The organism is Sedimenticola hydrogenitrophicus (genome assembly GCF_029017505.1).
In the GTDB taxonomy this organism is placed as follows: domain Bacteria; phylum Pseudomonadota; class Gammaproteobacteria; order Chromatiales; family Chromatiaceae; genus Sedimenticola; species Sedimenticola hydrogenitrophicus_A.
This window is the reverse complement of the sequence record NZ_JAQGEI010000004.1, coordinates 1-14875: the sequence shown is the minus strand read 5'-3', so window position 1 is coordinate 14875 and position 14875 is coordinate 1. Positions and strand designations below refer to the sequence as shown.

General features: G+C 61.5%; 13 protein-coding genes. 7 read left to right on the top strand and 6 right to left on the bottom strand.

Annotated elements, in window-relative coordinates; genetic code table 11:
• Nucleotides 1-362 precede the first annotated feature (362 nt).
• Nucleotides 363-770 carry a DUF5335 family protein gene (locus O9K64_RS03400; protein ID WP_275096677.1) on the bottom strand — a complete coding sequence of 136 codons (408 nt, stop codon included), beginning with the start codon at nucleotides 768-770 and terminating at the stop codon, nucleotides 363-365.
• Between the two features lie 179 nt (nucleotides 771-949).
• Entirely contained in the window at nucleotides 950-1555 is a 606-nt protein-coding gene (locus tag O9K64_RS03395; RefSeq protein ID WP_275096676.1) for a DUF502 domain-containing protein, read from the bottom strand.
• A 306-nt stretch (nucleotides 1556-1861) separates the two neighbouring features.
• Between O9K64_RS03395 and O9K64_RS03390 the strand changes: the two genes are divergently transcribed.
• Both O9K64_RS03390 and O9K64_RS03385 read left to right on the top strand, forming a co-directional pair.
• Nucleotides 1862-2134, top strand: a complete 273-nt coding sequence (locus O9K64_RS03390) for a hypothetical protein (protein ID WP_275096675.1) — start codon at nucleotides 1862-1864, stop codon at nucleotides 2132-2134.
• A 540-nt stretch (nucleotides 2135-2674) separates the two neighbouring features.
• A complete protein-coding gene (locus O9K64_RS03385) occupies nucleotides 2675-2971 on the top strand; it encodes a DUF1540 domain-containing protein (RefSeq protein WP_275096674.1) in 297 nt (98 codons plus the stop codon).
• Between the two features lie 198 nt (nucleotides 2972-3169).
• Here the strand turns inward: O9K64_RS03385 and O9K64_RS03380 are convergent, their stop codons facing one another.
• Nucleotides 3170-4366, bottom strand: coding sequence for a methionine gamma-lyase (locus O9K64_RS03380; protein ID WP_275096673.1), 1197 nt, complete (start codon nucleotides 4364-4366; stop codon nucleotides 3170-3172).
• Nucleotides 4367-4488: 122 nt separating this feature from the next.
• Between O9K64_RS03380 and O9K64_RS03375 the strand changes: the two genes are divergently transcribed.
• The 5 genes from O9K64_RS03375 to O9K64_RS03355 all read left to right on the top strand — a co-directional run bounded on the left by O9K64_RS03375 (nucleotide 4489) and on the right by O9K64_RS03355 (nucleotide 10349).
• Nucleotides 4489-4965, top strand: coding sequence for an Lrp/AsnC family transcriptional regulator (locus O9K64_RS03375; RefSeq protein ID WP_275096672.1), 477 nt, complete (start codon nucleotides 4489-4491; stop codon nucleotides 4963-4965).
• 264 nt (nucleotides 4966-5229) lie between these two features.
• On the top strand, nucleotides 5230-5664 hold the full coding sequence (locus O9K64_RS03370; RefSeq protein WP_275096671.1) for a heavy metal-responsive transcriptional regulator: 435 nt from the start codon (nucleotides 5230-5232) through the stop codon (nucleotides 5662-5664).
• Nucleotides 5661-8183, top strand: coding sequence for a heavy metal translocating P-type ATPase (locus O9K64_RS03365; RefSeq protein WP_275096670.1), 2523 nt, complete (start codon nucleotides 5661-5663; stop codon nucleotides 8181-8183). The genes O9K64_RS03370 and O9K64_RS03365 overlap by 4 nt, the downstream gene beginning before the upstream one ends.
• A 236-nt stretch (nucleotides 8184-8419) precedes the next feature.
• Nucleotides 8420-8620 (top strand): CopZ family metallochaperone, encoded by a 201-nt coding sequence (locus tag O9K64_RS03360; protein WP_260291208.1) that lies wholly within the window; start codon nucleotides 8420-8422, stop codon nucleotides 8618-8620.
• A 310-nt stretch (nucleotides 8621-8930) separates the two neighbouring features.
• On the top strand, nucleotides 8931-10349 hold the full coding sequence (locus O9K64_RS03355; RefSeq protein ID WP_275096669.1) for a protein adenylyltransferase SelO: 1419 nt from the start codon (nucleotides 8931-8933) through the stop codon (nucleotides 10347-10349).
• 488 nt (nucleotides 10350-10837) lie between these two features.
• On the opposite strand, the gene O9K64_RS03350 is transcribed toward O9K64_RS03355, so the two are convergent.
• From O9K64_RS03350 to O9K64_RS03340, 3 genes are all read right to left on the bottom strand, one after another.
• Nucleotides 10838-12721, bottom strand: a complete 1884-nt coding sequence (locus tag O9K64_RS03350) for an AsmA family protein (RefSeq protein ID WP_275096668.1) — start codon at nucleotides 12719-12721, stop codon at nucleotides 10838-10840.
• 387 nt (nucleotides 12722-13108) lie between these two features.
• Nucleotides 13109-14416 (bottom strand): type II toxin-antitoxin system HipA family toxin, encoded by a 1308-nt coding sequence (locus tag O9K64_RS03345; protein WP_275096667.1) that lies wholly within the window; start codon nucleotides 14414-14416, stop codon nucleotides 13109-13111.
• Nucleotides 14410-14667: a helix-turn-helix domain-containing protein gene (locus O9K64_RS03340; protein ID WP_275096666.1), complete on the bottom strand. Its 258-nt coding sequence runs from the start codon at nucleotides 14665-14667 to the stop codon at nucleotides 14410-14412. Before O9K64_RS03340 ends, O9K64_RS03345 begins: the two co-directional genes overlap by 7 nt.
• Between the last annotated feature and the right edge of the window lie 208 nt (nucleotides 14668-14875).

The window sequence follows — 14875 nt, the reverse complement described above, 5'->3', positions numbered from 1 at the left end:
ATGTAATCTGCAATTCAAGTGCCAAGCACCGCCGCACCGGGTCAGCGTTTCGCCAAGTGGATCACGCGGCCCCGACGCCAGGAAAACCGGGGCTTAGGACCCGCGCAAGGATAATTCCGTAGTACCGAGGGCGTTCCTGGGCCACGCTGGCAAGGCACGCTTTGCAGGCAATGGCTGTTCCCTTGCCAAAAAGCGTAACGCCGCCAGCGAGGTCCAGGGGCGACCGAATACAGGAACTTATTCTTACGCGGGTCCTTTTGCACCATATCCGGTTGAAAATAACCCAAGCCCGCAGGAACCCAATATCCGACTGAAATCCGCCGCCTGTTTGATTTTTTTGGCGGCGCCTGGAGGAGCGTCTGTCAGGGAAGCTCCCCCGGAGCCAGGCCATCGAGCGACTCGGAATTGGCCGGTACGCGGAAACGCACCAGGGCGGTCTTGTTATCATCTGAATCGATACGCAGGCCATTCGTTCTGCCATCCGTATCCCGTTCCACGCTCACTGCGACAACTCCCCTGATGATGTGGTCGGCATGGGTCTGATCGTCACGCGCAATTACCACCATATCGGTCCGCTGGCCGTGTCGTTCGACGATGATTTCACCCAGTTCGAGATCGCGTATCGCCTTTTCGGTAGCGTCCGTCAAGCCCGCCTCCAGGTTTCCGGTATCAACCACCCAGAGACAGATCAACCAGCCGCGGTGGGTGCGGCTGAAGCCTTCACATAAATTTCGCCACTGCTCATGCGGTATGGTTTCGAATTCTTCCACGATATCTACCTCCTTCGGATGGAAGTGAATGGGGTTCCGGTGAGATCCCGGCATCGGCTCCGGAGCGGGCTGACTCGATTCCCTTACGCCTTCCGCCAGCATTCCCCGCTATAGTGCCATTTGGATGCCCGGGCGTTGCGCCTGGTTCCGCAATCCACCGGCCGGCGCGGATCCGGGCGTCAACCGGGCGGTGCGCCCGTCGACTCCGAATTGTTCAGTCCGGCCGTCAATGCCAGGCGGAAAGCGTCCTCGAAGGGGATATCGATCGGCTCCACCCATGAGCTGGGTACATACACAGTGTAGCCCCCCACCTGATAGCTCAACGGCAGGTAGACCGCCACCATCCCTTCCGACAGCGACAACATCTCCATGGCGGCGGCCTGATCGGCCGTCTGGAAGCCGATCAGACGCAGCTCGGTGATGGATATCATGACCACCCGGTGCAGATTTTCCTGCCGTTGATCGACCGAAAAATAGTTGGTGAAATCACGCAACGAGCGGTACACAAACTTCACCAGGGGTATTCGTACCAACAGCCGTTCACCCAACCGAAACACCTGCTGGAACAGCCAGAGATCGGCGACCAGGCCGATCAGATAGAGCAGGACCAGGCCGAACCCCAGGCCGACCCCCGGCAGGTAGTAGCTCTCGGAAACCACGGCAACGATGACCGATCGGATGCCGGTTTCTGTGCTGATGACCAGCCAATAGATCAGATAGAGTGTCAACGCTACCGGCAACAGCGTCGCCAGGCCCTTGAGCAGGATATTGGATATGTGGTGCATGTCGCGCTCTCATCGATGGAAGATGCCCGTGCGTGGAGGCATCGGTTGGTCTGGCGGAAGCTGCCGTTGGCACGGGATTTCAGATCGGGCAAAGGCCGCCGCGCACCCCGCTCACCCCGCATATAGCCTGCCAGCCATCGCGGTCGGGAAAGGCCAATCCGGCGCGTCCCGCTCCTCGAGGACGCGGGCGTCTCTATGGGACCGCCGCGCGCTGGCATGAAACTTGATGCCCCTTTAATCGGTGATCCGGAAAAAGGAGTGCCACCCGGTATCCGGGTGGACAGGGTATGGAACCGAGGAGGAGATATGAAAAAGACCGACCAGATGCGACGTAGCGTGCTCAAGGGTATTGCCGTTACTGTCTGCTATTGTGGCGCACCGCAACTGCTGATTGCCCAGGAGGCATCGAAAGAAGCAAAAGTACCCAAGGAACAGGCCAAGTACCAATCAAGTCCCAACGGCGAGATGCGCTGTGGCAACTGCATGCATTTCCTCGCCGACACCAGTACCTGTCGCTTGGTCGAGGGACCGGTGGAAGAGTCGGGTTACTGTACCCTGTGGGGCTCCGCCACCAAATAACCCGATCGTTGCAAAAATCAACCTGTAGGAGCGGCGCCTCGCCGCGAAATCGGCCCGGGGGCGGGCCTCCTACAGGGTGCACTGCTGGACTCCACCAGCAGTGCATTCCAGGAAACCATGCAACCTATCTATTTCATCCGGCAGATATACGGAGTGAAACAAATCATTGGGTCATGATTAATGCAACTATTGGGTTAATACCTGGGACTTGGATTAGCCGTTCCGCGCGGAACGGAGCCGCCTGTTGACGAAGCCCGGTACCCCGGCCGGGAGCGGAGGCGGTGGATATGCTCCGGACATGGGTGATTTAAACCGCTCCGCGGTGTGGGGCGGGTTTGCCCGGCGTCACGCCGCCCCGCCCGAGCTATCCGCAACAGCCTGAAATACCCGCACTTGCCCTGGGTCGATCCGGCCCGGATGAGAACGCCGCCAGCGCGGAACAGGGTTGGCACAAATAACGCAAGAATATAGCCCCACAATAAGCCGGAATGAGTATCTCCATTCCGGCTTATCTCCCTATAGGCCATAGGAGAAACAATCATGAAAGTGACTATTGATATGCCGATGGTGCAGCGCTGCTCTGTCGATGAGTGCGCCTATAACCATGATTCCTGTTGTCATGCCAAGGCCATCACCATTGGTGATGGGGTGCATCCCGGTTGCGACACCTTCCTGAGTGGATCCACCGGCCACACCCGGGCATCGATCATGGCCGGGGTGGGGGCCTGCAAGGTCGGCGATTGCGAATACAATGACGATCTCGAGTGTTCGGCCGACAGCATTGAGGTGGCTATCACCGGTGACACGGCAGAGTGTATGACCTGCAAGCTGCACTGAGAACCGCGGCGACCGTTACGGCCAACCGCGTGACACCGTAGGGGCACCCCCCCGTGGTTGCCCGTTTCATAGTGACGGCCCCAAATTCCGGGCAGGCACGGGGGGCCTGCCCCTACATTGCCCGCGCCGTCATACCCGGTTGTGGCGTCCCATACACCGTAGAGGCCCCCCCCGTGGTTGCCCCTCTCGCCGTCGCGCTCAAGCCTTTGACAGCGCCCGGTCAACATCCTCAAGCAAGTCGTCCATGTCCTCCAGTCCCGCCGACAGTCGGACCAGGCCTTCACTGATCAGGTGCTCGGCCCGCTCCTCGGGGCTGTACACGGAATGGGTCATGCTGGCCGGGTGCTGCGCCAGGCTTTCCGCATCCCCCAGACTGACCGCGCGGGTGATCAGGCGCAGCTCGTTCATGAACCGGCAACCGGCCCGCAGGCCGCCCTTGAGTTCGAATGCAATCATCCCTCCCGGCGCCGCCATCTGGCGCTCGGCCAGTTCGTGTTGCGGAAAAGTCTCCAGTCCCGGGTAATGACAGATCTCCACCTTGGGGTGTGCCGCCAGCAATCCGGCGATTCCCCGGGCGTTCTGGCAATGCCTGTCCATGCGCAACGCGAGCGTCTTCAACCCGCGCAGGATGAGGAATGCATCCTGCGACGACAGCACCGCTCCGGTCATGTCCTTGAGGCCGGAGAAGCGCACCTGATTCAGCGACTCCGCGGGTCCGACGATGGCGCCGGCGATCAGGTCACCGTGCCCGCCAAGATACTTGGTGGCGGAATGCACCACGTAATCCGCGCCGAGCTCGAGCGGCCGCTGCAGGTAGGGGGTGCAGTAGGTGTTGTCCACCACGACCTTGGCGTCACAGGGCCTGGCGATGGCCGCGATGGCCGCGATATCGACCAGCCGCATGTTGGGATTGGCCGGCGACTCGAAGAACACCAGCCGGGTCCTGTCGCTGATTGCTTTCGCCAGGTTTGCCGGCTCGGTCAAATCGACATGGGTTATCTTTACGCCAAACCGGGTCAGGCCGTGATTGAAATAGGCATAGGTGCAACCGTAGAGCGTCTTGTCCGCGATCACCTCATCGCCCGGCTGCAGCAGGGTCCAGAGCAGCGAGGTGGTGGCCCCCATGCCCGAGGCGGTGACCAGCGCCGCCTCCCCGCCCTCGAGATCGGCGATGCGCTGTTCCAGCAGCGCCGTGGTCGGGTTGCCGACGCGGGAATAGACATACCCCGCCTGCTCGCCGGCAAAGCGGGCGCTGCCGTCGCCCACGGCCGGAAAGGTGTAGGTCGAACTCAGATAGAGGGGGGGATTCAGCGCCCCATGGCCCGCGTACGGATCGTAACCGTGATGAATCGCCCGGGTGGAAAAGCCCGCTTTGCCTTGTGTTGATCCGCTCATGGGTCTGCATCATTCCTAAGTGTGTCTGATCGAAATAATATTCGTCTATCTGACGAGTAATCAGTATATTGCTCGTCATTCATGGATTACCATGAAATGGTTTTCGGCATATAAGGATCGAAATGACACTCGACCGAATCGACATCGAAATTGTCAGGCTGTTACAGAACAATGCTCGGCTATCCAACAAACAGATCGCCGCCGAAGTGGGACTGGCGCCCTCCAGCGTGCATGAACGGTTGAAGCGGTTGTGGGAAAACGGGGTATTGAGCGGAACCCATGCCGAGGTGGACCCGGCGAGCCTGGGCATCGGGCTTGAGGCCCTGTTCATGATCGAGCTGGCCAAACACGAAAGAACGACCGTCGATCAGTTCATGGATGACATGTTAACCATCCCCGAGGTGCGCTCGGCTCACCTGATCACCGGCCGGTATGACCTGGTCATCCACGTCGCTGTACGCGATACCCGGCATCTGAAGAACCTCGCCCTGGACCAGTTCACCAACCGGCCCGGCGTCACCCGCATCGAGACATCCATCATCTACGACACCCGGGTAAATCATGAGCTGCCGGATCTGCGGAACAGCCATCAGGAGTAGTACCCGCCGCATGCCCTCCGGCAACCGTTAGCGGTTGCGGCACAGGACCACAGGTGTCGGAGTCAACCCGGCTCTCCACTGTGTATCATTTCACCGGACCGGGCCCGGTTTGACTCCGACACCTCCGTGGTTGACGCCTCCGTGGTTCAGGGATATTAATTTCTCCACACAAACCCTTGACCCTGTAGTCGACTACAGGGTTTATACTGTCGTAAAATCGTCGCAGGGCGCTGCCCATCGCGACCCATTTCACGGGGACAGATCATGGAAAACCTCACCATCGGCAAACTGGCCAGGCAGGTAGACCTGGGGGTCGAAACCCTGCGCTACTACGAGCGCAGGGGACTCATCGAGCCCCAGAGCCGCACCGATTCCGGTTACCGGCTCTACAGCGAGGATGCCCGGGAACGCCTGCAATTCATTCGCCGCGCCCAGGTGCTCGGCTTCTCGCTGGACGAGGTGGCGGAACTGCTCTCCCTGAGCGACCGCCCGGAGCAGAGCGCCGCCGAGGTGAAACGGCTCACCCGCGCCAAGATCGCCGACATCGAGACCCGCATACTCGATCTGGAAAGAATGAAGTCCGCCCTGTCGGCGCTTGAAGAGCAGTGTCCCGGTCACGCTGGCACCACCGCGGAATGTCCCATCCTCTCCGCCCTGAATCAGCAAGCGCCCGAACCCGTGAATGGAGATATCGCATGAGCCAGCTTGAACTCGGCATCAAGGGAATGACCTGCGCCAACTGCTCGGCACGGGTGGAGCGCACGCTCGGCAAGCTGGAGGGGGTGAGCGAAGCCCCGGTCAACCTTGCCACCGAGCGGGCCAGCATCCGCTACGACGCATCGCTGATAACACAAGCCGCACTGATTGATGCGGTACGTGACGCCGGCTATTCGCCGGTGGTCGATGAACTGGAGATCGGGGTCGGCGGCATGACCTGCGCCAACTGTTCCGCGCGGGTGGAACGCATCCTCAACAAACTGCCCGGGGTGATCCAGGCCAGCGTCAACCTGGCCACCGAACGGGCCACGGTGCGTTTCGTGCCAGCCACCCTGGGACAAGACGAGATCGCCAGCGCCATCCAGGAGGCGGGCTACGAGCCACGCCCCCTGGAGGAGGATGGCGACGCCGAGGCACGGGAGGAGGCAGCCCGCGAGGCGGGCCGCCGGGCCATGCGCCACGACCTGTTGCTGGCGGTGGCCCTGACCCTGCCGGTGGTGATTCTGGCCATGGGCCCCCACTTTCTGCCCGGCTTCCAGGAGATCCTTGACGCGCTGGCGCCACGGGGCCTGTGGGAGTGGCTCCAGGCGCTGTTGACCACGGTGATCATCCTCGGTCCAGGCCGACGCTTCTTCCGTCCCGGCTGGATCGCCTACCGTCACCTGTCACCCGACATGAACAGCCTGGTGATGACCGGCACCGGCGCCGCCTGGCTCTACAGCTTGCTGGTATTGCTGCAACCCGGACTGTTCCCGCCGGACGCACGCAACCTCTACTTTGAATCGGCGGCGGTGGTCCTGACGGCGATTCTGATGGGCAAGTACCTGGAGGAGCTGGCCAAGGGGCGCACCTCCGCCGCGATCCGCAAGCTGGTGGGACTGCAGGCCAAGACCGCCCGCGTGCTGCGGGACGGCGTAGAGGAGGAGGTACCGCTGGGTCAGGTACAGCGCGGTGACCGGGTGGTGATCCGGCCGGGCGAGCGGATCCCGGTGGATGGTGATGTACTCGAAGGCGAGAGCTACGTCGACGAGTCGATGCTCACCGGCGAACCGGTGCCCGTCGCCAAGCACCCGGGCGACAGCGTGGTGGGTGGCACCGTCAACCAGCACGGCCAGTTACAGGTCACGGCCACCCAGGTGGGCAAGGGGACCGTACTGGCGCAGATCATCCGCCTGGTGGAACGGGCCCAGGGGGCCAAGCTGCCGATCCAGGGGCTGGCCGACCGGGTGGTACGGGTATTCACGCCGGTGGTCCTGGTCATCGCAGCGGTCACCTTCACGGCCTGGCTGGTGCTGGGGCCCGACCCGGCGATCACCCTGGCGCTGGTGAGCGCGGTAGCGGTGCTGGTGGTCGCCTGTCCCTGCGCCATGGGCCTGGCCACGCCGGCCGCCATCATGGTGGGTACTGGCCGGGCCGCCGAGCTGGGCGTGCTCTACCGCAAGGGAGAGGCGCTGGAACGCCTCTCCCACGTGACCCGGGTGGTGTTCGACAAGACCGGAACCCTGACAGCGGGCCACCCCGAACTCACCGACCTGGAGGCGGTGGATGGCGACCGGGATACGGCCCTGCGCCTCGCCGCGGCCGTCGAGGCGGGCAGCGAGCACCCGCTCGCCACCGCCATCGTGAACGCGGCGCGGGAGCAGAACCCCGCCCTACCGGCGGTGGAGGCATTTAGCGCGATCCCCGGCTATGGTGTCACCGCCCGGGTGGAGGGACAACTGGTTCAGCTCGGCGCGTTGCGCTACATGGAGCGCGAAGGGATCGATGTCGGTGCCCTGGCCGCCAACGCAGACGGCTACTCAAGCGACGGCAAAACCCCCATCTACCTCGCGGTGGACGGCAGCGTGCGTGCCGTGCTGGCGGTCGCCGACCCGCTGAAGGCCGAGGCGGCCGCGATGGTGGTGGAGCTGCACCGGCGGGGACTGCAGGTGGCCATGATCACCGGCGATACCCGCAAGACCGCCGAGGCAATCGCCCGCCAGGTCGGCATCGACGAGGTGCACGCCGAGATCCTGCCGGACGGCAAGGCCAACACCGTCCAGGAGATGCAGGCCCAGGGCCAGAAAGTAGTATTCGTCGGTGATGGCATCAACGACGCGCCGGCGCTGGCCCAGGCGGATGTGGGTATTGCGGTCGGCTCGGGAACCGATATCGCCATCGAGGCGGCGGACGTCACCCTCACCCGCGGCAACCTCGGTGGGGTGATCACCGCCATCGATGTGGCCCGGCGGACACTCTCAACCATTCGTGGCAACCTGTTCTGGGCCTTCATCTACAACATTCTGCTGATCCCGGTGGCAACCGGTATCTTCTACCCGACCTTCGGCCTGCACCTCGATCCGATGGCGGCGGGCGTGGCGATGGGGCTCTCCAGCGTCTTCGTGGTCGTCAACAGCCTGCGGCTGCGCCGCCTGCGCCCCACCCGGCTGGGCGACCGGGCTCCTTCGGCCACCCAGGCAACGCAGGGGAACATCCCCCGCGCCAGCCAGGCGACTACCTAGTGTTCATCCAGAAACGCACGCAATCTAAATTGTCGTCACCCCGGCGAAGGCAGGGGTCCAGGGGATTCAACAAGTTACTGGATGATTCGCTTCGCTCGCCCTTCGGGCCGACTTTCAGTCGTTCAACGCGCTTCGCGCTTTTGTCCGGCATTCCCGAAAATGACGATTTCTGTAGTTTCCGGGTAGGCACTACCTAGTCAATTCAATGTAACAACCCCTAAGCGGAGGCAATAACGATGGAAACAAAACTGAAGGTAACCGGCATGACCTGCATGCACTGCGTCGGCGCGGTAAAGAAGGCCCTGGAACAGATTCCAGGCGTCGAGGCGGCGGACGTCAGCCTGGAGCAGGCCCAGGCCGTGGTGACCGGGAGTGCCGATGTCGCATCCCTGGTGGCGGCGATCACGGAGGAGGGATACAGCGCCGAGGCGCAATAACACCCCGGCCGCAAGCCGGGCGGAGGGCCCTCCCGGTTCCGGGAAGGGCCCTCCGTTCAGCGGGGGTTTGCACAATTGTTCAGAATTCGCGGTAGAGGGGCTGGCACCTTCTGTCGAGGGACGCCGTTAACCCATCCATGGGGGCTCGCTGCCGCCATCCCTGGCGGCAGACGCCCTCGGCAGAAGGCACCAGCCCCTCTGGACAAACGTGTAATGCTCCCCGTTCAGCGCCCCTCCCATCGCTCCCCCCCAGGCAACTCCCCAAATTTCAAAGGGTTGTCTCTACGCCCGGGCGTGCGACACTGGGCCCATGAATCTCAGCAACAGCTATTCCGAACTGCCCGGGAATTTTTACGCCCACGTCCAAACCGCCCCGGCCCCCAAGCCCCACCTACTGGCCTGGAATGAGGACCTTGCCCGGCACCTCGACCTGGATGAACTGACGCAGGACAGAGCGCACCTGGCGCGTATCTTCAGCGGCAGCGAACCCCTGCCCGGTGGCGTCACCATCGCCATCGCCTATGCCGGCCACCAGTTCGGCAATTTCGTGCCCCAACTGGGCGATGGACGGGCCGCCCTGATCGCGGAGGCGATCAGCCCCGTCGACGGTCGGGCCTACGATATCCAGCTCAAGGGGTCCGGACTGACCCCCTTCTCGCGCAATGGCGATGGCAAGTCTCCGCTGGGACCGGTGATCCGCGAATACCTGGTCAGCGAGGCGATGTACCGGCTGGGCGTCCCCACCACCCGCTCCCTGGCCGCCGTCGCCAGCGGTGGGAGGGTCATGCGCGACCGGGTCCACCCCGGTGGCGTTCTGACACGGGTGGCCGCCAGCCACCTCCGGGTGGGTACCTTTGAATACTTCGCCGCGCGCAATGACCGGGACGCGCTGCAAAGTCTCGCCGACTACGCCATGGCACGCCACTATCCCGAAGCCGTAGCGGCCGAACGCCCGCTGCTGGCCTTCTTCTCGGCGGTGGTTGCCGCCCAGGCCAGGCTGGTCGCGCACTGGATGGCGCTGGGGTTTATTCACGGCGTCATGAATACCGACAACACGGCCATCTCGGGGGAGACCCTGGATTACGGCCCCTGCGCCTTCATGGACGAATTCCATATCGACAAGGTGTTCAGCTCGATCGATCACCGCGGCCGTTACGCCTACGGCCGGCAGGCGCACATGGCGCAATGGAACCTGGCCCGACTGGCCGAATGCCTGATGCTGCTGGATGGCACGGTGGATGAGTATGAAGCCCTCCTGTCGGCCTTTCAGGGGGATTTCGAGGCCCGCTACGCGGCGTTGATGTGCCGGAAACTGGGTTTCCCGGAGCCCATCGAAGAACATCAGGAATTGGTGACTGCCTGGCTGCAACGACTGCAGAACGAACAACTGGATTACACCCAAAGCTTCCGTCAACTGGCCTCAAGACTGGACGCCAATGACCCACCCCTGTTTGATGATTTTGAGGCGCGTTGGCTGCAACAGATCGACCGGCAGCCCGGAGGCCGCGAGCAGGCGGCCCGGATCATGGCGACCAGCAACCCCCGGTTCATCCCGCGCAACCACCAGGTGGAGCGTGCCATACAGGCCGCCTATGAGGATGACTTGAGCATATTCAACGAACTTCAACAGGTACTGTCGGCTCCGTTCCAGGAACACCCCGGCCTTGAGCACTACGCACTCCCGCCCGAGAAACATGAACGGGTGTTGGCTACCTTTTGTGGCACCTAGCAGCGCTCTCTCATCCCTCAAGCCTCTTTTTCAACAACTGTTGCGCAACCCGGGATTCGTGCGATTTACCTACGCCCGCTGAACAGCTCTGCCCTGCCCTTTCCAGGCGGTACAGCGGAATCACCCCTCTTATGGAGGAGCGTCAAATTAAGGAAAATTACAATATCCTGACTTTTCAAACGATCGCATCTTTCCGTCCTGTGTCCACGGACAGTGGACACTTTAATACAGAAATGCACGAGGCAAGTTTCAAGATTCGCCCGCCTTGGCGGTCACGAACTGACTGTCAGCTCAATCCACCGCAAAGAGGAATGACTACACATGCTGACAATGCCCTCTCACACGCAGCAACAGGGGCACAATTTTTTGTAGGGTGGATAAGCGACAGCGCATCCACCGCGGTCGTTCCCTGGATAAAGCAAAGGTGGATGCGCCTACCGGCTTATCCACCCTACGAAACTGCATCGAAGGCGTAGCCGGCCCCCAGATCAATTCCCAAACACCCCCTTGAGCTTGTCCATAAAACCACCCTCTTCGCTCCCCTTCTGGTCCGACGGCTTCGAGCCGCCGGCGGAACCACCCTTGGCCAACGCTGTTTGGCAGGGGTTGTCATCGGAGGTAGCCTTGTTCCAGAGCCCCTCCAGCAGCAGCGAGGTGCCGCCGGTGGCGATCGCCCCGTACAGTTTCAGGCCGGCCTTGGCGGTGCCCTTGGCATCCAGTCCCATCTCGGGCCGGCTGAGGGGCCCCGTCAACCGGGCCGCGCTGACCAGGTCGCCGGCGGTAATCCCCAGGTCCGCGGTATCGCCCCGGGGCATCGGCTTGAACCCGACGTCCAGCAGCTCGTTTTTCAGGTCGATGGTGCCGGCACTGACGATACTCATCTGCCGGGTCAGTATGGCGACCCGCTTGTCATATTCGGCCACGCCATTGCTGAATTGCAGGTTGACCACCGCGCACTCCATTTCGGTGTAGGGCTCTTTATCGGCTAACGGGTTAAGCGCCCTGAAAAGCTGGTTCAGCAGGTCGCCGCCCACCAGGTCGAGATGGCGGTTATTGATCTTTCCCTCGCCGACACTGATCAACAGCCGACCGTTCAGGCCCCCCATCAGGGCGGCGACGGATTCGCCCCGGGCCTTCAGGTCGATATCGATAGAGGCCGGCCCCTGCTGCAGCGGCGCCTCTTCGCGGGAGCCGAGCAGCAGCGTCCCAAGCACCACATCCTTACCTTCAAGACGCAGGGCCAGAGAAGCGGGACTGCGGTTGCCGTTCAACTCGGCACTTCCGGTCACCCGGCCGCCACCGGCCAGCATTGCCAGCGGCTGGATGGTGAGCACGCCGCCTTCAAGTCGCAGGGTGGCATCCAGATCGTTCAGCGTATAGCGATTACCCAATACCTGCTTGCTACTGAAGCGGACATCGGCCGTGAGACCCTGCGGCGCATCCAGCGGCAGAGGTGCGGCCGAGAAGAGCTTGCCACCGGCCTCCTGTTTATCCGCCTCCTTCTCGTCGCGGCGCAGATCCAGCCGGTCGGTGGCCAGGGTTGCCTCCAGATGGGGTGGCTGCGCGAGCCGGTCGAACATGAGCGACCCGGTCAAGCTGTCCTGGTTGTGGGTGAGCTGGAACCGCTCCAGGGTGATCCGGGAGAGCGCCCCGACAACCTCGCCCTCCCCCTGCCACTGCACCTTGCGCTCACCGAGGGCGAGCTTCAGATCGAACCGCAAATCACCCCCGGAGGTCATCGCCGCCAGGCTCTCCAGCTCACCCTCCACGACCAGGGGCTCACCGTTGTAGACACCTTCAATGGAGAGGTCAAAGGGAGCGACCAGGGTGTCGGCCGAGGCGTGCAGCCGGTCGATGGTCAGCTCGAGCGGATCGCCCGTCGCCGACAGAAAACGGATACGGGCAGTCTCGATCAACAGATCGCTAATTTCGGGAAGGGCGACGCCAGCGGACGGCGCGGCCTCACCGGGATCACTTTTCTTGAATTGCCAGTTGGCCTCTCCCTTGGCGTTGCTCTCCAGGAGGATATCGGCCTGCCGCGCGATCAGCCGCGTCACCCGGACATCACCGCTCAGCAACGGCAGCAACTCCACTTGCACCGCCAACTGGCCAATCGAAGCCATCCGCTCCGTCGAACCCCAGGGGGCGTTGGCGAGCGACACCCCGCTGACCTCGATACTGGGGCGGAGCGAAATCGACAGCTCCAGGTCCCCCTCGATCGTCAGCTTGCGCCCGGTGAGCGCCTCCACCTCTGCCACCACCTGGGGCTTGTACTGGTTGAAATCGAGCGACATCAGGATGCCGATCAGCACCAGCGGTGTCAGTATCAGCAGGAGGATCAGGATGCGGAGGATGGTTGTCTTGGTATTCATGGGGGATTCACATTATATTGAATGGTGTTTAATACGCGTAGGGTGGATAAGCTTGCGCATCCACCGGAACATGTTGGAAGCGCCGATACCGTTCTCGGCACGCAGAGTGATGGAAGAACCGGGAACGACGCAATCCATACTTACTCGCTCAAATCAATGTCAACAAGGCACTCATGGGCACGCTGCACCCGTGGGCTCTGACAGGGGATAAGGTTAGCGCATGACATCCACGAGTGCTTTTTGCAGTGTCTCAGGCAGCAACTTTGCAGCCGCCTGGTAGTAACGCATAAACTTTCCACCAACGCGCTCTGCCGCATCCATGGCTGCCAGCGGGGTCCAGTTGCGACCGAATACCGAAACTTATTCTTACGCGAGCCCTTAAGCCCATCATGCGACTGAACGGTCACGCACGCTTCGCATACCATCGAAAACCGGGCCGGCAATGCTATCCGGAAAATCTCCCGGTATAAGGCCCGATACTTGCCTGATAACCTCATCGACCGATTCCATCATCTCGACAACCAGCCGCTGTGCCATCTTTTCATTGAAACCTACCCGCCTGGCTGTACTGGCGAAGTGCCGCGGCTGAATATCTGCCCAACGATAGTGACGGTTATGCCCGCTCAGCGCCATTGCCATCCTGATCTTCTGCTTCTGTAGCTGCCTGGAGGCCAACAGGGGGTGAGCCGACATGATGTCGTAGAGCGGCGTCAGACGGAATCGTCCCTCCGCCTCAATAAACACACTGAAATTTTTCGCATGCCCGTCGATGCCCGCCAATAACCAGAACAGCACCTGGCTTTTGAAGAATAGTGCCCGGTCGCGCTTCGCCTCCCGTGATTGCTGGAGAAACCGCATGATCGGCTCAATGCCCGGCCCGCCATCACTTTCATACTTGATGTTGGGTGAAACACCGAGCGCCTGACACATATCTTCCTGGGGAAGGCGCATGATCCACCCATCGCCATAACGACGGTCAAAGCGCTCCACGACAAGCACCTTCGCCCCGTCAAAGCGGGCCACCTCGGCATGGCATACCGGTAACCCGAAAGCCGCCGCGATCTTCAGACAAAGCCATTCATTCTCACAGCTTTCACGTAGATCCATCCCGGAATGTTCAATCACACCAATCGGCAGTTTAAAGATGTGGGTCGTGGGCGTGGCGCCTGCCGGAAGGAGCCAGGCATCGTGTTTCCGCAACAGTGCCGTTTTCTCCTGGGCACCGGCAATGGAAATTCGAAAGTCATCGCCATCCTCTGCATTCATACCCAGGGGTGCGTTCCGGTAGTTGTTCAGCAACCGTGCAATCTGCCCATCAGTCAGCGGCGCCCCCTTGATGCAACGCACAGCGGGTGGGGACTCATCACTCGGGATGATTTGCACCGCGCCCACACAATCCATTCCAATCGCCGCCAACAGATCGAACGGGTGTGAAGTCACCGCCTTGAATCGTGCCTGGATCCGTTCACGGATTTGCGGATTGTCCGGCAACAGGTTGTCAAAATAATTGAAGACAACCTCACCGGTGTAGGGTTGCCGGCGTAAGCGCATCGAGAGTGAAACCGGGCGCGCCCCTTTCGTTTCCAGCCAGCTTAAGCTATAGGTAAAGGCCAGTGCCCCAGTGGCACTCTTGGTGAGTTCACCAACCTGGATGCCGTTCATCCAAACACCCAGCGACCGGCTCTTGCTCACCATGGCTCACTCCATTGTTCCTTATCCCCCTCGACCACGGATTCACCTTTCGGCACGAGATGCACCTCGAGTTCCAGAGCGGAAAGGAGTCGAAACAGGGTATCCAGGCGCACGTTATCGGGCCTGGTCTCAAATTTTGAGACGGTATCCTGGCGAATAACCACTTCTTCCGCCACCTCGGTTTGCGACAGGCCACGCGCCTTACGCAGGTCCCGGTAGTATGCCGCCAGATCTTTCGGGGAATGAATCAGCATGATGGTCTTCTCCGTGCCGGAAGATTCGGCACCGTTTTACACGCGATTGCAGGTATTGATGAATATATACGCAATTGCGTGTAAAAACAATAATACACGCTTTTGCGTGTATTTACAGGCATCAACAGGTTCTCCCCATCACACCAGGCTCTCCAGATAGGGCTGCATCACTTTATTGACACGGCAGATCTCCGCATAGCGCATTAGC